Source organism: Pantoea sp. USMM079 (genome assembly GCF_037153115.1).
In the GTDB taxonomy this organism is placed as follows: domain Bacteria; phylum Pseudomonadota; class Gammaproteobacteria; order Enterobacterales; family Enterobacteriaceae; genus Pantoea; species Pantoea communis.
In genome coordinates this window covers 349,845-368,191 of the sequence record NZ_JBBCKX010000001.1, presented here as the reverse complement: position 1 = coordinate 368,191, position 18,347 = coordinate 349,845, and the positions used below count along the sequence as shown (strand labels likewise).

The window sequence follows — 18,347 nt, the reverse complement described above, 5'->3', positions numbered from 1 at the left end:
TTTATCGGCAACGGCTTTTCTCACATCAAGGAGTTGTCGCTATGAGTAAATTCATTTTTTCTTCTCCGCGTAAGTATGTTCAGGGTGCAGGTGTGCTGGATGAATTGGGGACCTATGTGGCCGAGCTGGGCCAGCATGCATTTTTGGTCGCCGATGACATCGTCTGGAAACTGATTGGTGAACGCACACAGAAAACGTTAAAAGCGGCGGGCATTGAGTTCAGCTGGCAGCAGTTTAAAGGTGAAGCCTCCAGCAACGAGATCAATCGTTTAACGCAACTGGCGAAATCACAAGGCAGCAATGTGGTGGTGGGCCTTGGCGGCGGTAAAACGCTGGATACCGTAAAAGCGATTGCGGATGAGCTTAAGCAGCCGGTCGCCATAGTACCGACCGTGGCCTCGACGGATGCGCCCTGCAGCGCGCTATCCGTGATTTATTCAGACAGCGGCGTATTTGAGAGCTATCGCTTCTACAGCAAAAACCCGGATCTAGTGCTAGTGGATACCGCGGTTTGTGCCGGTGCACCAGCCCGCTTGTTCGCCTCCGGCATTGCCGATGGTCTGGCCACCTGGGTGGAGGCTCAGGCCGTGCTGCGCTCGCACGCCAAATCGATGGTCAACGGCGATCCGACCATTGCGGGCACCGCGATTGCGCGCGCCTGTGAAGAGACGCTCCTGACGTGGGGCTACAGTGCTTACACCGCTGTGAGTGAAAAACGCGTGACGCCAGCCGTCGAAGCCGTGGTGGAAGCCAATACCCTGCTTTCAGGACTCGGATTCGAGAATGCCGGATTGGCGGGTGCGCACGCCATTCATAATGGCTTTACCGCGATTGATGGCGATATCCATCATCTGACGCACGGCGAGAAAGTCGCTTACGGCACGCTGACGCAAATGGTGCTGGAGCAGCGTCCGGATGAGGAGATTGCGCGCTATATCCGCTTCTACCGTTCCATCAAAATGCCGACCACGTTGAAAGAGCTGCATCTGGAGAACGAGTCTTGGGAGAATCTGCTGCGCGTCGGGGCGCTGGCGAACAGCGAGGGGGATACATTGAAGAACCTCAACCCGAACTTGTCGCCAGAAGATATTGCCAACGCGATTGTCGCAGTGGATGCCTTCAGTAAAACCGTGCAGTAAAAGAGGTTGGGCGCACCACGGTGCGCCCGGATAAGACGCCTTTATTCCCCGTCATCCGCTACGGCTGGCGGGCGATCCCAGTACTGATATTTGTACGCAGAACTCAGGTGGCGCTCGATGGTGCCTTTAGCAAACACCTCGGTTTCATGCAGATAACTTAGCGTACAGTTGCCCACCTCATCCCATAACTGACACTCGTCAACTGAACTTAAGGTACTGACAGGCGTGGTAGCGAAGCCATTAAGCCGCAGCTCTCGCCACTGCTTATCATAACTGTAGGTGTCTTTACCGCGTGCACTGGACGATGAGGTGACCAGCCCTTGTGGATTCCAGCGCCAGGTGCTCTCTCCGTTGGTCATCACATCACTGCCGCGCGCGACGCTTTTCTCCAGACGAAAATGTTTGTCGTAGCGGTAAGTGGTATCGGTGAAGCCATCCTTGCCCATGCTGGTAAATTTGTCGGAAGAACTGATGATGTTGCCATGTTGACCCATTTGCCAGCTGATGGTGCCCTGACGGTTATCCACCACTTCCTCTTTGCCCGCTTTTACCACTTTGACCAGGTAGGCATACTCCGCCACCCAACCTCGCTGCACGCGGGCGATGTGCTGTTCCATGGTCAGCACCACGTTGCCTTCGTTCTTGTCATACGTAATGTCGGCAACCATCAAATCCCCGCACTGATCGAACTGCCCCAGCACGCGTTTTTGCGAATCGACATCTTTACCAAACTCACCGGCTACGACCTGACGTACCGCGCCTTTGGCATCACCACCCAGCATGATCCAGTTGTTGCTGCTGGTAATATTTTTGCTCAGAGGCGGACAGGCAGTGCTCACCGCCAGCGCTGAACCAGACAAGGGAAACAACAGCACTAAAACAGCACAAGAGTAGGATTTCATGAATGTTATCCGCGCTAAGCCATAAAGTAATCAAAGCATCTTTTTTAACAATGCGCTATCAACGGCTGTACAGAAGACAAAAAGAACCCCAGCAAAATTCACTGGGGTTTGGTACTTGCAAACATCACGTCAGAGTTTTGGCGTGCTGCGCGGCAAAAGGGGTGCGAACTCAGGCGACACGAACTGCGGTCATTTCCAGCATGCTTTTCATCGCTTCGACCACATCGCCGTCGACACAAGTTCGGCTGAATTCGTCGACTTCTGCTTCGGAGCACATGGAGACACCGGCTTTACGGTAGCGCATCGGCGAAGCAACCAGTCGGCTGGCGGAGCTGTGAACTTCCTGCAGACCACTATCGATAAATTTCTGCAAATTGCTCAAACGAACACCTGCACCGGCCATGATAATTGGACCCGTGCTCAGTTCATTTAGTTCCCGCAACAATGCAATTCCAGTTTCCGCGCTCTGCTGCTGGCCGGAAGTCAAAATACGCGCAACGCCTAAATCCGTCAGTACGTCCAGCGAACGTTTGGGGCTGTGGCACAAATCAAAAGCGCGGTGGAAGGTCACCGCCATGCCATCACTGAGCGCCATGATCTGCCGCATGCGCACAATATCAACATGGGCATCTTCATCCAACATGCCGATCACCACGCCAGGGAAACCGAGTTCACGCATCAGTGCAACATCGGATTTCATCACCTCAAATTCCTGTGCGGTGTAACAAAAATCGCCGCCACGCGGGCGAACAATCGGGTGAACCGGTATGGACAGTTCACGTTGTGCGGCTTCCAGCACGCCAGCTGACGGCGTCAGCCCGCCTTCGCGTGGGGCACTGCACAGTTCCACGCGATCGGCACCGGACTGCTGTGCAGTCATTGCACAGTCGATGCCGTAGCAACAAATTTCCAGTTTCGTCATAGCTTGCTCCTTTTCATGACTTCTGGCTCGAGAGGATGGCTTAAGTTAGTCTGCTTAATTGGACAGTTTACGTGGAAACCTCACTATGGCATTCGATTTTGATCAATGGATAGACCGTCGTCACAGCGATAGTTTGAAGTGGCACAAATATGGCGATCGTGATGTGCTGCCTTTATGGGTTGCAGACACTGATTTTCGCTCGCCGCCCTGCATTATTGAGGCCATTAAAAAACGCGCCGATCACGGTGTTTTTGGCTATGGCGGCACACCCACTGGATTGATTGATATCACTGTTTCCCGCCTGGCGCAGCGCTACAACTGGCATATTCAGCCGGAATGGATCGTTATGCTGCCTGGCGTCGTCAGTGGTCTTAACCTTTCGGTCCGCGCGTTTACCGAGGCTGGGCAACGCACAGTCGCGCCAACGCCGATTTATCCACCGTTCCGCGCGGCCTCAAAACTCGCCGGGCGTGAACAGATCAACTTGCCGCTGCATTTACAGCATGGCCGCTGGGTCGTCGATCTCGATACGGCTGCGATGCAGGGCAATGAACGCCTGCTGATGCTGTGCAATCCGCAAAACCCCGGCGGCACCGTGTATCGTCGCGAGGAACTGGAGGCGCAACTGGCGTTTGCTCAGCAACACGATTTAATCGTTTGTTCTGATGAAATTCACTGTGATTTGATTTTGTCGCCCGATGCCCGCCATATTCCTTTTGCAGCATTGAGTGATGATGCTGCACAGCGCAGCATTACGCTGATATCGCCCTCGAAAACCTTCAACATCGCTGGTCTCGGCGCATCAATGGCGATCATCCCCAATCCTGAATTACGCAAACGGTTCAAACAGGTACGCGAAGGTATTGTGCCAGGGGTCGATATTCTCGCACTGGTGGCAGCAGAAGCAGCCTGGCGTGAAGGTGATGCATGGCTGGAGGCGCAAATCCAATACCTGCGGGCGAATCGCGACTGGCTAGTGGCGCAGGTGAGTGCACTCCCCGAACTGCACATGAATTCGCCCGAAGCGACCTATCTCGGCTGGATTGATGCCAGCCAGCTGGATGTGGCCAGCCCCGCGCTCTATTTTGAAAAACACGGCCTCGGTTTTTCACCCGGCCGCGATTTTGGTGATGACAACTTCGTGCGCTTTAACTTCGGCTGTACTCGCGTCTTACTGGAACAGGCGGTGAGCCGATTGCATAGCGCAGTCATGGCACGGCGTTAGCCTTGTTCACTGGCGACAATGTCTTCCAGTCGCCAGGGATGAAACTTGATGGTAGTTTGCCCGTCCGTCACCGCCAGTGTCGGGTTGGGCAAACGCTCATGCTCACCTTTTGGCGCGCTGGTTTTGAACGAAATGCCGGGTTGCGTCAGTGCATGATCGGAGAGCAATGCCATCGCGCGCACACCCAATGTTTCGGGCTCACCGCGCAACACGATTTCCACATGTTCCCAGCCTTCATGGCGATACAATTTCTCACCCGGCCAGGGTAACTCAATCACATCGACCTGCCATCCAGCGATCGTTAACGGCTGATGCAATTTGAACAAGCAGATCGGGCGTCCGTTGATCATTGCTTCGGAAAACTGACTGCCCATCTGCTGCAATCCCGCCTTCCAGCGCTCCGCCGTGGCGAACTGATGGCAGCGCACCGCCAGGTGATCGGCCTCATGTTCTGATAACCGCAGCCCTAATCTTTCAGCAAATTGCTGCAAGGAGTGCTCAAATCGAGCCAGGTCTTGTTCTAAATCACTCAGTTCCGCAGGAAAATTCATCTCAACACTCCAGACACATTAATATCAGTTCAATTATTTTAATCAATTTAAAAACAGCAGCGTTTCAGAATCCGCTTGACAAAGTCGTCGGATTCCTCCGATTTCATCATGGAAAAGACCTGAAACCGCATAAATAGGCCCTCTCTTTAGGATTACTCGCCTAAATAGGTCCAGCAGTTACTTTATGAAAACACCTTAAATCACTGTTAATATTAACGATAATTAATACAATGAGATAAGTCTTATTTGAGTTGCAAACAATTGCAGCTTGATACCCTTTCTTATAAATTTGTGTTTCACAACTACAAGGAATGGCTCTATGTCTATGCTCATTGTTGTCGCGGTCCTGATTGCATTGATGGGATTTGCAATTTCCCGCCACTGGAAGGTGCGTGAAGACAAAAGCGTTAAAAATCCTCGTCGTCACCCGCGTCGCCGTTAATCGGCGCGCGGGTTGCTGTTACCCGCCATTGCGCATGCTAAAAGCTGACGCACTTTAACATTTCACGTATACTTCCCCTCTTATTTTTCCATCCCGCCGCGCTATTGCGGGATGAAGGCATCGGCTCGCCGCCACTGGCGGGCCTTTTCAGCATATGAAGGTAACGCGGTGAATATTCAGGCTCTTCTATCCGATAAAGTCGGTCAGGCAATGGTAGCGGCGGGTGCGCCAGCAGATTGTGAACCTCAGGTTCGTCAGTCGGCTAAAGTGCAGTTCGGCGATTATCAGGCGAACGGTATCATGGCTGTGGCGAAAAAGCTCGGTCAGGCTCCGCGCCAACTGGCTGAACAGGTGATTCAGCATCTGGATCTCGCCGGCATCGCCAGCAAAGTCGAAATCGCCGGCCCCGGCTTCATTAATATCTTCCTCGATCGCTACTGGTTGGCTACCCAGGCCGCGCAGGCTCTACAATTGCCGCGCCTTGGCGTCAGCAGCCTCAAGCCACAAACCGTTGTCATTGACTACTCGGCACCCAACGTCGCCAAGCAGATGCACGTCGGTCACGTCCGTTCCACCATCATCGGTGACGCTGCAGTACGTACGCTGGAATTTCTCGGCCACAACGTGATCCGCGCCAACCACGTCGGCGATTGGGGTACTCAGTTCGGTATGCTGATTGCCTATCTGGAAAAGCAGCAGAATGAGCACCACGAAGATATCGCGCTGGCGGATCTGGAAGAGTTCTACCGGGAAGCCAAAGTCACCTATGATGCGGACGAAGTCTTCGCCGAACGCGCCCGTGGTTATGTGGTGAAACTGCAAGGCGGCGACGAATATTGCCGTGCAATGTGGAAAAAACTGGTGGATATCACCATGAGCCAGAATCAGGAAGTCTATGACCGCCTGAACGTGACGCTGACGCGTAAAGATGTGATGGGGGAAAGCCTGTACAACGATATGTTGCCTGGCATCGTAAGCGATTTGCGTGAAAAAGGGCTGGCCGTAACCAGCGAAGGCGCAACCGTGGTATTCCTTGATGAGTTCAAAAACAAGGAAGGCGAAGCGATGGGCGTGATCATCCAGAAAAAGGATGGCGGCTACCTCTACACCACCACCGATATCGCCTGCGCCAAATACCGCTATGAGACGTTGCATGCCGACCGCGTGCTTTACTACATCGATTCGCGCCAGCATCAACATCTGCAACAGGCGTGGACCATTGTGCGTAAAGCCGGATACGTGCCCGAGTCTGTGCCGTTGGAGCACCATGCGTTTGGCATGATGCTGGGCAAAGATGGCCGTCCATTTAAAACCCGTAGCGGTGGCACCATTAAGCTGGCCGATCTGCTGGATGAAGCCGTTGAGCGTGCGCATGCGCTGGTCAGCGAGAAAAACCCGGAAATGTCAGCGCAGGAGCTGAAAGATCTGGCGGAAGTGGTGGGTATCGGCGCGGTGAAATATGCCGATCTGTCAAAAAGCCGCACCACCGATTACATCTTCGACTGGGATAACATGCTGGCGTTTGAGGGCAACACTGCACCATACATGCAATATGCCTACACGCGCGTGCTTTCTGTGTTCCGTAAAGCCGGCATTGAAGCTGACAGCCTGAGCGGCGACATCGTGCTGACCGAAGAGCGTGAAGCGCAACTGGCAACTCGCCTGTTGCAGTTTGAAGAAGTGATCACCCAGGTTGCGCGTGATGGCACGCCGCATGTGATGTGTGCTTACCTGTACGATCTGGCAGGCCTGTTCTCTGGCTTCTACGAGCACTGTCCAATCCTCTCCGCCGAGGATGAGCAGGTGCGTAACAGCCGTCTGCAACTGGCTGCATTGACCGCTAAAACGCTGAAACAAGGTCTGGATACGCTGGGTATCAAAACCGTCGAGCGTATGTAGTAACAAAAAACCCGCCTCGGCGGGTTTTTTATTGGCTATTGGTAATTCACCGTCACTTCACTGCTCACCACTCGTAATCCCGGCGGTAACGCGCCCTTCCCCTGAAAACCGAACGCCAGATGCAGCGTCTCGTCAGCCGGAATATTCGCCAGGCTACGCGTTGAACCACTGCCGCCCTCAATCTCTACGCAACGCTGAGTCGCACACAAACGCACGATCAGCCCCGAGGGGGCTGGACGGCTCAACTGGTAACGCCAATTCACCACCGTAATAGTGCCCACTGCGGGCGAAGGTGCTTTTAAAGCTGGCGTCGTGTGCCAGTTGCCGCGCACGCCGAGGCTCGGACCACTGGCACTGTCATGCCAGGATCCTGCTGCATCCACATAGAGCGGTAGCGCCATCATCGGCAACATCATTAGAGTCCAACACCAACGGCGCATCGGTTATTTGCCCCCAATGGTGGCGGTCATACGGATCTGGCGATTGTCGGTCAGCTCCATATTTGACAGCACCACCAACTGTGGCAGATTGCGGCGCAGGAAGCGCGCCAGCAAAGCACGCAGCGGATGGTTCACCAGCAGCACCGGTGGTGCACCCGTCATCTCTTGCTGTTGCAATGCACCCTGCGTCTGCACTAACAGACGATCGGCCAGGCCGGGCTCTAACCCCCCACCGCCCTGCAAGGCTTGCAGTAGCAGGCGTTCTAAGGTGGCATCCAGTCCAATCACCTGCACTTCACCGTTACCCGGGAACCACTGCTGGGTAATTGCTCGGCCCAACGCCACACGCACCGCGCTGGTCAGCTCTTGCGGATCGGTCTGGACCGGCGCATGTTCCGCCAGGGTTTCGATGATGGTGCGCATATCGCGGATCGAAACACGCTCAATCAGCAGGTTCTGCAGCACTTTGTGCAGGGTGGTCAGGGTGATAACGCCCGGCACCAGATCTTCCGTCAGCTTCGGCATCTCCTGGGTCACGCGATCCAGCAGCTGTTGCGCTTCCTGACGACCAAACAGTTCACTGGCGTATTGCCCAATCAGGTGGTTAAGATGCGTTGCCACCACGGTACTGGCTTCTACCACGGTAAAGCCCTGAATCTGCGCCTGCTCTTTCAGCGCACTATCGATCCAGATTGCCGCTAAACCGAAGGCAGGATCGACGGTCGGTTCACCCGGCAAAGAACCGGCTGCAGTCCCAGGGTTGATCGCCATCCAGCGCCCAGGATAGGCATCACCGCTGCCAATTTCCACGCCTTTCATCAGGATGCGGTAACGCGCAGGCGGCAACTCCATGTTGTCACGGATGTGCACCACCGGCGGCAGGAAGCCCACCTCCTGTGCGACTTTTTTACGGATACTGCGGATGCGGCCCAGCAGCTCACCGTTTTGCAAATGATCAACCATGGGAATCAGGCGATAACCCACTTCGAGACCTAGCGAATCTTCCAGCTGCACGTCTTTCCAGGAAGCTTCCACCGTGGCGGGTGTCTCCTGCGTTTTGACCAGACTAGAAGGTTCCGAGGTAGTCTTCGGTTTCATCTCTCGACCGCGCAGCCACCAGGCCAGACCGAGCAACGCGGCGGTAAACAGCAGGAAGACAAAGTTGGGCATACCCGGCACCAGGCCGAGCAGACCGATAACACCACCACTCAGCATCAACACACGCGGATTGCTAAACAGCTGGGAGACCATCTGATCGCCCACATCCTGATCGGTGCTGACGCGCGTCACGATAACACCCGCAGCGGTAGAGATGACCAGCGCCGGGATCTGTGCCACCAATCCATCACCGATGGTCAGCAGTGTATAGGTTTCACCTGCGTGCCCCAGATCCATGCCGTGCTGCACTACGCCCACCAGCAGACCGCCGATGACGTTAATCACCATAATCAAAATACCGGCGATGGCGTCACCACGTACGAATTTACTCGCACCGTCCATTGAGCCGTAGAAATCGGCTTCCTGGGTCACTTCGCTACGACGACGTTTGGCTTCCTCTTCCCCGATTAAACCGGCGTTAAGGTCAGCATCGATCGCCATCTGCTTACCGGGCATCCCATCCAGCACAAAACGCGCGCCCACTTCGGCGATACGTCCGGCACCTTTGGTGATAACCATAAAGTTGATGATAACGAGGATGATGAACACCACGATACCGATGGCAAAGTTACCTCCCACGAGGAAGTGGCCGAAAGCTTCAACCACGCGTCCGGCGGCATCGGCACCCGTATGGCCCTCAAGCAGGATAATACGGGTTGAGGCGACGTTCAGCGCCAGGCGCAGCAACGTTGAGAACAGCAGAATGGTCGGGAATGCCGCGAATTCCAGCGTACGCTGAGTAAACATTGCCACCAACAACACCATGATCGATAAGGCAATGTTGAAGGTGAACAGCAGGTCGAGAATGAAGGCAGGTAACGGCAGCACCATCATCGACAGGATCAACATGATCAGTATCGGTCCAGCCAGCACCTTCCACTGCGTGTCTTTAAAGTTGCCCGGTAAACGCAGCTTTTCGGCCAGATTAGCCATCGTTTCTGTTCTCTCCTGCAAAGTCCATGTCTGCCGGAACCGGCAGCTGTTTTGGTTTGGTTGGGATCAAGCCACCTTCGCGTTTCCAGCGACGCAGTTGCCATACCCAGGCCAGCACTTCCGCCACGGCACCGTAAAGCGCGCCGGGGATGAACTGACCAATTTCCGTGTGTCGATACAGCGCACGCGCCAGCGGCGGTGCTTCTAAAATCGGAATGCGATGTTCTTTTGCCAGCTCACGAATTTTTAGCGCAATATCCCCGGCCCCTTTCGCAATCACCTTTGGCGCGCTCATCTTGCCTTCCTGATACTGCAACGCTACCGAGTAATGCGTTGGGTTGGTGACGATAACGTCGGCTTTCGGTACATCTGCCATCATGCGACGACGGGCCGCCGCACGCATCGCCTGACGAATGCGCCCTTTGACGTGCGGGTCACCTTCGTTTTGTTTGTGTTCGTCGCGGATTTCCTGGCGGGACATTTTCAGCTTTTTGAAATGGCTGTAGAGCTGCCAGAACACGTCGAAACCGACCATGGGTACCAGGCCCAGCATGATCAACGCACAGCTAATGGCGATCATGGTTAAACCGTGATGGAGCGCGTTGGTGGGTGATTCACTGATTAACCGCAGCATCTCCTGCCAGTGCGACCAGATGTACCAGCCACCCACCAGACCCACCAGCACCGCCTTCAAAATGGCTTTTAGCAGTTCCGCCCAGGTCTGTGAGGAAACCATGCGTTTAAGACCACTCAACGGGTTCAGCTTGCTGAAATCCAGCTTGATCGATTTACCGCTGATATTGATCCCACCCAGCAGCATCGGTGCAGCTATCGCCACAATCACCAGGCCTGCCATCAACGGCAGCAGCGCCATCACTGCCTGGCCGATCAGGTTGCTAATGTGGGCGATGATCATTTTGTCATCGGTCACCATGGCATGGTCAAAGCGAAAGCCAGTGGCCAACATGCTGGCCAGCTGTTCAGCCATCAGTTCGCCGCCGAGCCACAGGATCAGCAAGCCCGCCAGCAGCATCAGTACCGATGTCAGCTCGCGCGATCGCGGAATCTGCCCCTCTTCTCGCGCCTTCTCTAGTCGGTGCGCCGTGGGCGATTCTGTTTTGTCCTCGTCGCTCTCTTCAGCCACGACATACCTCAGCTGGCAGGAATTCTGAGCATAGGATGCCAAAACCCGCCAAGGCTAAAGCGTGGATTAAGGGGGGAAAATACGAGTTTATTTAGCCATAAGTGAAATTGCGCAGTGATCGGCGGTATGAGGCTGGCGATAAAAGCGTACCACTTCGCCCACCAGCAGCAGTGCGGGAGATTGCGCCTGCTCACGCGCAATGGTGACGGTCAGATCCGCCAGAGTGGTCACCATCACGCGCTGGTCAGGGCGCGTGCCATTTTCAATGATCGCCACCGGCGTATCGGCAGCGCGACCGTGCGCCTGCAACTGGGCGCTGATGCTGGCGCTCCATTTCAATCCCATGTAAAACACCAGCGTCTGATTGCTGGCGGCTAAACTGGCATCATCCAGCTGTGGCTCACCGCTTTTGCCGTGCCCGGTGATTAGCCGTAAAGACTGCGCACAGTCGCGATGCGTCAGCGGAATGCCGCTGGCTGCCGCACAACCTGCTGCGGCAGTGATGCCGGGCACTATCTGGCAGGTAATACCCGCCTGCTGCAGAAACAGCATCTCTTCTCCGCCGCGCCCAAAAATAAAGGGATCGCCGCCCTTCAACCTCACCACTCGCCGCCCACTGGCCGCCAGATCGGCCAATAGCTGATTGATCTGCGCCTGCTTCAGACCATGGCTACCGGGCTTTTTACCGACATCGATCGACAGCGTCGAGGACGGCACTTCAGCCATGATCTCGTCGCTTACCAGGCGGTCATACACCACCACATCAGCGCTTTTAATCAGGCGTAGTGCTTTCAGCGTCAGTAATTCGACATCACCCGGCCCTGCGCCCACCAGCCACACGCAGCCCGGCGCCGAGTCCCCACTTTGGAAATTGAACAGTTTTTCAAGACGCTCAATGGCCTGAGTCATGATGTTCTCCGCTACTGCGCCACGCGCAGGGTTGCCAGTAAGTTTTTAAGTTCCGGAATACAGGAGCCACAGTTGGTGCCGCACTTTAACGCTGCCCCCAGTGCCGCTGGCGAGCCGCAGCCCTGCTCGATCGCCCGACGGATCGCCACTTCTCCCACGCCGAAACAGCTGCAAATTGTCCGGCCCTGGCTTTCCCCCTGAGCCGGACGCCCACCCAATAGCGCATGACGCAGCTGAGGAGACGTTGGCGTCTCCGTGAAGGCTCGCGCCACGAAGCCATGATCAATCTCTGGCAACCAGGGCGCGGCATAAAACGCACACACCAAACGTCCGCTGCGCCAGCCCAGCATGTGTAACTGCTGTCCCGCCTGCGCCTGTTGCCACTGCACTTCCTGCATAGCGGGTAACTGCATCAACCAATCTGCTGCCTGCGCCTCACCCGCCAGCACATAACGCTGTGCTCCCTGTTGCGGCGCACGCGACCAATACAGCAGTTTCGATGGTGTTATCACCTCAGGCATGAACAACCATCCCTGCCACAACGGACGCAGCGGTTGCAAACGCACTGCGGTCTGCTTCAACGCAGGTTGCCCCGAGTCGGGACAGCATTGAGCCGCTATTAATCCGTCGACATTCGCCTGCGCACTAAACTGACGCGTCCAGTGCATCGGGACAAACAGCTGGCCGCGGGTTAAGCCACTGTCGATCACCACACGACCACTCCACCAGCCCAATGCCGACTGCATGCGAGTGAGATCGCCCTGACTTAGGCCATGTGCCGCCGCATCGTGCGGGTGTAGCGCGACAAAAGGCTCATCGTAATGCTGCATCAGGCGCGACACGTTGCCGGTGCGCGTCATGGTGTGCCATTGGTCACGAATGCGTCCGGTGTTCATCAATAAGGGGTAACGCGCGCTGGTGAGCGTCTTAACCGGAATGGCGGGCGGCAGCAAACGTGCTTTGCCATCCGCGTGGAAGAAACGACGATTGGCAAACAGCCGTGCGGTGCCACTCGGTGCACGGTCGTTAAGCGGCCACTGCACGGGTGCCAGCTGGTCATATTGCTCACGGGTGATATGCGCCAGTGCACTGATGTCGAAAGCGCGGCGGCCATGATTTTCGAAGCCAGACAGCGCCGCATGTTCAGCAAAAATTTCGCTGGGATGCTGCCAGGCAAAGGCTTCGGTATATCCCAGACGCTGAGCCACCTGCGCCAGTAACCACCAGTCAGGTTTCGCTTCGCCAGCTGGGGCAATAACACTTCGCTGGCGTGAAATGCGCCGCTCGGAGTTGGTCACCGTACCGTTTTTCTCGCCCCACCCTTGCGCGGGCAGCAAGACGTGCGCTAAATCAGCGGTATCACTGCGCGCGCTCACTTCCGACACCACCACGAGTTCGCACTTTGCCAACGCCTGAGCGACACGATTCCCCTCAGGCATCGACACTGCCGGATTGGTGCCCATAATCCACACTGCTTTGACCTCGCCACGATCAATCGCATTGAACAGATTAACCGCCGTTAAACCGGGCTGGCGCGCCACCTGCGGGCTGTTCCAGAAGCGACTCACGCGGTCCACTTCCTCTTCGCTGAACCCCATATGCGCCGCCAGCTGATTGGCGAGGCCACCGACCTCACGCCCGCCCATGGCGTTCGGCTGTCCGGTTAATGAAAAGGGACCCGCGCCTGCATAGCCGATTTTTCCGCTGAGCAGATGGGCATTGATGATGGCGTTATTGTTGTCACTGCCGGTTTGCGACTGGTTGATTCCCATGCACCACAACGTCACCACGCGGGGTTGCTGGGCAAACCGTTGCCAGAAAGCCACAATATCTTGCTCGCTGAGCTGGCAGGCGGCGGCGACTGTGGCCAGATCCCAGGCCTTGCAGGCCGCCAGCGTGGCTTCGACGTTGGACAGATGGGGCAGCATGCTTGCATCCACCGCATCATTGTCGCTCAGCCAGTTAAGCAGCCCGGCGAACAGCGCACTGTCCGACCCCGGCTGCAGGGCCAGATGCAGATCGGCGATATCACAGCTGGCGGTGCGACGTGGGTCGATTACCACCAACTGCATTTCTGGTCGATCGGTTTTCGCCTGCACCAGCCGCTGCCACGCCACCGGATGCGCCCACGCCGCGTTTGAACCGACCAGCACCACCATATCCGCCTGTTCGATATCTTCATAACAGCAGGGCACGGCATCGGCACCGAATGCGCGTTTGTAGCCCACCACTGCCGACGCCATACATAGCCGCGAGTTGGTATCGATATTGGCGGCGCCGATAAAGCCCTTCATCAGCTTGTTGGCGGTATAGTAGTCCTCGGTCAGAAGTTGGCCAGAGCCATAAAACGCCACTGCCTGAGGACCATGCTGATCGATGATACGGCGCAATCCTTGTGCGACATGATCCAGCGCCCGATCCATGCTGACGCGTTCACCGTGGATCTGCGGCCACAACAGACGTCCTTCATGAGACAGGGTTTCACCCAGCGCTGAGCCTTTCACGCACAAGCGGCCAAAGTTAGCCGGATGCTGGCGGTCCCCGCTCACCGGCTGATCGGGCGCGTTGACTTCTACGCCACACCCCACGCCGCAGTAAGGACAGGTAGTTTTCATGATGCTGCCGCAAGCGCGAGAATGGGCTGATGGCCGAGCCACACTTTGCCGCCATCCACCCGCACTGGCCAGCAACGCAGCTGGTGCTCGGTATTGTCCAGACTCTGCCCATCGCGCAAACGAATCCGCTGCTTATAAAGCGGAGAAATCACCACCGGTTCGCCCGCCACATCGCCGAGAATCCCGCGCGACAATACGCTGGCCTGCGTGCCCGGCTCAATATCCTCCAGCGCGTAGACCGCCTCACCTAAGCGGAAAAGCGCCACACGCTGGCCACCCAGTCGCGCGCCCATCCCTGCTGCCTCAGGAATCGAGGACACATCACAAATCGCACTCCAGGGTTCAGCAGGCAGCGTGGTCACTGGAATGATTTCCATGGCCGCGGGTTGTCGCTGGTCGCGCACGCGCACATAGTTGAGGGTTTCATCCGCTTGCTCACTGTTGACTGTTGCACTGAACAATGCGCGGCGTGAAGGATCCTGCAGCGTGCTTTGCCACTCGCACTGGTAGCGATCCACCACCAATTGCATCTCCTGCTCCAGCATGTCGCCGATACCGAGGGCATCCTCGATGATCACGCTGCGCAGGTAATCAAGTCCGCCCTCCATGTTGTCCATCCACACGCTGGTGCGCTGCAGACGGTCAGCGGTGCGCACATAAAACATCAGAATGCGATCCACATAGCGCAACAGGGTTTCATCATCCAGATCGCTGGCGAACAGGTCAGCGTGACGCGGCTTCATCCCCCCATTGCCACAGACATAGAGGTTCCAGCCTTTGTCGGTGGCGATCACCCCAATGTCCTTGCTCTGCGCTTCAGCACACTCTCGGGTACAGCCCGACACCGCCATTTTGATTTTGTGTGGCGCACGCAGCCCCTTGTAGCGATTCTCCAGCGCGATAGCGAAAGCGGTGGAGTCCTGCACGCCATACCGACACCAGGTCGAGCCGACACAGGACTTCACGGTGCGCAGCGATTTGCCGTAGGCGTGGCCGGTTTCAAAGCCAGCAGCGATCAGTGTTTCCCAGATGTCGGGCAACTGATCCAGCCGTGCACCAAACAAATCGATGCGCTGGCCGCCAGTGATTTTGGTGTAGAGATCGTAACGGGCCGCCACTTCGCCAATGGCAATGAGTCCCTTGGGCGTGATCTCCCCAGCGGGCACGCGCGGCACCACCGAGTAGGTGCCGTCTTTCTGGATGTTGGCAAAGTAGCGGTCATTAGTATCCTGCAACGGCAGATGCTGGGGTTTCAGCAGGTACTCGTTCCAGCACGAGGCCAGCAGCGAGCCCGCCAGCGGCTTGCACACTTCACAGCCGTGGCCACGACCATGCTGCTGGATCAGTTGATCAAAGGTGGTGATATTGCCGACGCGCATCAGGTGATACAGTTCCTGGCGTGAGTAGGCAAAGTGCTCGCAGATATCCTTTTTGACCACCACGCCCTGGTTCGCCAGCTCCAGCTCCATCACCTGTTTCACCAACGCGCTACAGCCGCCACAGCCGGTGGCCGCTTTGGTGCAGCTTTTAATCGCGGCCATATCGCCGCAACCGCCCTGCACGGCGGCACAAATATCCCCCTTGCTGACGTTGTGGCAGGAGCAGATCTGCGCGGCTTCCGGCAAGGCGGCTACGCCGAGTGCTTTTGATGGCGCCCCCGCTAGCTGCGGCAGGATCAGGCTTTCTGGTTCACTCGGCAGCGGCATCTTGTTGAGCATCATCTGTAGCAGACTGCTGTAATCACCGCTGTCCCCCACCAGCACACCGCCGAGCAGGGTTTTGTTGTCTTTGCACACCACCAGTTTTTTGTAGATGCCTTTGGGATTGTCAGTCCAGTGATAGCTCTGACTGTCAGCGGTGCGGCCATGCGCATCACCAAACGAGGCCACTTCCACACCGAGCAGTTTGAGTTTGGTGCTCATATCTGCGCCGCTGAATGCCAGCTCCTCCTGCGCCAGTTGAGCTGCCAGCACGCGCGCCATTTGATAGCCTGGCGCCACCAGGCCAAAAATCTGACCTTGCCACAGTGCACACTCGCCAATCGCATAAACGCCGGCCACGTTGGTTTCACAGCCGTCGTTGATGGCAATGCCACCCCGATCGCCGAGTTGAATCCCCGCCGCACGCGCCAAAGTATCGCGTGGTCGGATACCGGCGGAGAACACAATCAGATCGGTTTCCAGTACGCTGCCATCGGCAAAGCGCAGCAGCACGCTGCCGTCCGGCTGGCTTTCAATCGCTTCGGTCTGTTTACTGGTGTGGATCTGCACGCCCAGTGCGCTGATTTTGCCGCGCAGCATTTGCGCCCCGCCATCATCCAGCTGCACCGCCATCAGACGCGGGGCAAACTCCACCACGTGGGTTTCCAGCCCGAGTTGCTTCAGGGCGTTGGCCGCTTCCAAACCCAGCAAACCTCCGCCGATCACCACGCCGCGCGTGGCCTGTTTGGCGCAGGCGGCAATCGCATCGAGATCGGCCAGAGTGCGATAGACAAAACAGCGTGGGCTTTCACGTCCTGGCACCGGCGGCACAAACGGCATCGATCCGGTGGCCAGCACCAGCTTATCCCACGCCAGTTCCGCACCGCTGGCATCGCGCAGGCTGCGCTTGTCGGTATCAATCGCCAGCACTTCGCAACCCGTGCGCAACTCTATCCCGTGTTGCTCGAAGAAGTTCTCGCTCACCAGCGAGAGATCGTCGGCACTTTTGCCGGTGAAGTACTCGGTGAGGTGCACGCGGTCATACGCCATCTGCGGCTCATCGCCATACACCACGATGTGATAGTGCTGGTGCAGTTCACGACTCACCAGCTGCTCAAGAAAATGGTGGCTGACCATACCGTGACCCACCACGGCGAGAAGAGGTTTGCTCATGACATTGCTTCCTGCAGCACACGGCTGCGTTAAGGGATTCTCCAGACCAAACAGCGCGTGAATGTCCACGTGTTCTGCCTGTTGTAATTGGGTTAGCAGCGAACTGGCACCCTGACTGTCGCCAAACAGCAGCACGCCGCGCAGGGCGCCATCGCGTAAGAACAGACGGCGATAGTGGCCGTCGAAAGGATCAAAACTGGTAATAGAGTCGCCTTCACGGATGTCGCCCGCGCTGAACATCTCAATGCCGGTGACTTTGAGCCGCGTACCGCTCTCCTGATGGTAAAAATCCGCCACTGGCGCGCCGGTCAGCTGTGCCGCCAGCACGTCGGCCTGAGCCAGGCACGGCGCTACCAGGCCAAAGGTCTCACCGTCGATTTCACAGCATTCGCCCAGCGCATAGACGTTAGCGACCTGGGTTTGCAGCTGACGGTTAACGATGATGCCGCGCTGGCATGGCACGCCAGCCTGCTGCGCCAGGGCGATTTCAGGCACCACGCCAATCGCCATCACCACCTGCTGCGCGGGCAGCAACGTGCCATCGGTGAGCGTCACGTGAGCGCGCTGGATCGATTGCAGCGACACGCCGAGACGGCAGTGGATCCCGCGCTGAGTGAGATGCTGTTTCAGTTGCGCGCCCGCCTGTTGATCCAGCTGGCGATCCAACAGCCAGGGACGATGATGCAGCAGCGTGACATCGCGCCCGCGCAGACGCAGCGCCGCAGCGGCTTCCACCCCAATCAACCCGCCGCCCAGCACCACCACCGGTCCATCCTGCGCCAGCATGGTGTCGACATCGCGCAAGGTGCGAAATCCCAACACCTGCGGGCGCTCAACTCCCGGCAGATCCGGCATACGGGGTTGGGATCCACAGGCAAACACCAGCTTGTCCCAGTGCAGCGTGCGTTGATCGGTGAACACCGTCCGTGCGGTGAGATCCACCTGCAGCGCTTCTTCACCCATCAGCAGTTGTACGTCATGTGCGACATACCATTCCGGCGTGTGGATCAGCGTGTCCGCGAAGGCTTTTTCCCCAGACAGCACCGGTGACAGCAGCACGCGGTTGTAATTGCCCTGTGCTTCACGGCCAATCACCGTGATGGCATAGCGGCCCGGCGCACGTTGCAGCAAGGTTTCCACCATGCGCATCGCCGCCATCCCGTTACCGATCACCACCAGCTGCTGAGTCATCGCC

The 18,347-nt window shown here is 57.0% G+C and carries 13 protein-coding genes; 4 read left to right on the top strand and 9 right to left on the bottom strand.

The window, feature by feature from the left end:
- Positions 1-41 precede the first annotated feature (41 nt).
- Entirely contained in the window at positions 42-1,139 is a 1,098-nt protein-coding gene (locus tag WFP70_RS01675) for a glycerol dehydrogenase (RefSeq protein WP_337022419.1), read from the top strand.
- 41 nt (positions 1,140-1,180) lie between these two features.
- On the opposite strand, the gene WFP70_RS01670 is transcribed toward WFP70_RS01675, so the two are convergent.
- A complete protein-coding gene (locus WFP70_RS01670; RefSeq protein ID WP_034828634.1) occupies positions 1,181-2,041 on the bottom strand; it encodes a hypothetical protein in 861 nt (286 codons plus the stop codon).
- A gap of 169 nt (positions 2,042-2,210) precedes the next feature.
- The gene (gene cutC, locus WFP70_RS01665) at positions 2,211-2,963 is read right to left on the bottom strand and encodes a copper homeostasis protein CutC (protein WP_034828632.1); all 753 of its coding nucleotides are present in this window, start codon (positions 2,961-2,963) and stop codon (positions 2,211-2,213) included.
- A gap of 85 nt (positions 2,964-3,048) precedes the next feature.
- Here cutC and WFP70_RS01660 point away from each other — a divergent pair, with 85 nt between their 5' ends.
- Positions 3,049-4,188 carry a MalY/PatB family protein gene (locus WFP70_RS01660; RefSeq protein WP_337022418.1) on the top strand — a complete coding sequence of 380 codons (1,140 nt, stop codon included), beginning with the start codon at positions 3,049-3,051 and terminating at the stop codon, positions 4,186-4,188.
- On the opposite strand, the gene WFP70_RS01655 is transcribed toward WFP70_RS01660, so the two are convergent.
- Complete coding sequence (locus WFP70_RS01655; RefSeq protein WP_337022417.1) at positions 4,185-4,739, bottom strand: VOC family protein; 555 nt, start codon at positions 4,737-4,739, stop codon at positions 4,185-4,187. The genes WFP70_RS01660 and WFP70_RS01655 overlap by 4 nt on opposite strands.
- 319 nt (positions 4,740-5,058) lie before the next feature.
- On the opposite strand from WFP70_RS01655, the gene WFP70_RS01650 reads away from it, so the two are divergent.
- Together WFP70_RS01650 and argS are read left to right on the top strand one after the other, a co-directional pair.
- Positions 5,059-5,181, top strand: coding sequence for a hypothetical protein (locus WFP70_RS01650; protein ID WP_007889544.1), 123 nt, complete (start codon positions 5,059-5,061; stop codon positions 5,179-5,181).
- Between the two features lie 168 nt (positions 5,182-5,349).
- On the top strand, positions 5,350-7,080 hold the full coding sequence (gene argS, locus WFP70_RS01645) for an arginine--tRNA ligase (protein WP_337022416.1): 1,731 nt from the start codon (positions 5,350-5,352) through the stop codon (positions 7,078-7,080).
- 35 nt (positions 7,081-7,115) lie between these two features.
- Here the strand turns inward: argS and flhE are convergent, their stop codons facing one another.
- The 6 genes from flhE to nirB all read right to left on the bottom strand — a co-directional run bounded on the left by flhE (position 7,116) and on the right by nirB (position 18,343).
- Positions 7,116-7,520, bottom strand: a complete 405-nt coding sequence (gene flhE, locus WFP70_RS01640) for a flagellar protein FlhE (protein WP_097116846.1) — start codon at positions 7,518-7,520, stop codon at positions 7,116-7,118.
- A 3-nt stretch (positions 7,521-7,523) separates the two neighbouring features.
- Positions 7,524-9,611 carry a flagellar biosynthesis protein FlhA gene (gene flhA, locus WFP70_RS01635; RefSeq protein ID WP_337022415.1) on the bottom strand — a complete coding sequence of 696 codons (2,088 nt, stop codon included), beginning with the start codon at positions 9,609-9,611 and terminating at the stop codon, positions 7,524-7,526.
- Entirely contained in the window at positions 9,604-10,755 is a 1,152-nt protein-coding gene (gene flhB, locus WFP70_RS01630; RefSeq protein WP_097116845.1) for a flagellar biosynthesis protein FlhB, read from the bottom strand. Before flhB ends, flhA begins: the two co-directional genes overlap by 8 nt.
- Before the next feature lie 87 nt (positions 10,756-10,842).
- Complete coding sequence (cobA, locus tag WFP70_RS01625; protein ID WP_337022414.1) at positions 10,843-11,664, bottom strand: uroporphyrinogen-III C-methyltransferase; 822 nt, start codon at positions 11,662-11,664, stop codon at positions 10,843-10,845.
- An 11-nt stretch (positions 11,665-11,675) separates the two neighbouring features.
- Positions 11,676-14,279, bottom strand: a complete 2,604-nt coding sequence (locus WFP70_RS01620; protein WP_337022413.1) for a nitrate reductase — start codon at positions 14,277-14,279, stop codon at positions 11,676-11,678.
- Positions 14,276-18,343 (bottom strand): nitrite reductase large subunit NirB, encoded by a 4,068-nt coding sequence (gene nirB, locus WFP70_RS01615; RefSeq protein ID WP_337022412.1) that lies wholly within the window; start codon positions 18,341-18,343, stop codon positions 14,276-14,278. Before nirB ends, WFP70_RS01620 begins: the two co-directional genes overlap by 4 nt.
- Positions 18,344-18,347 lie beyond the last annotated feature (4 nt).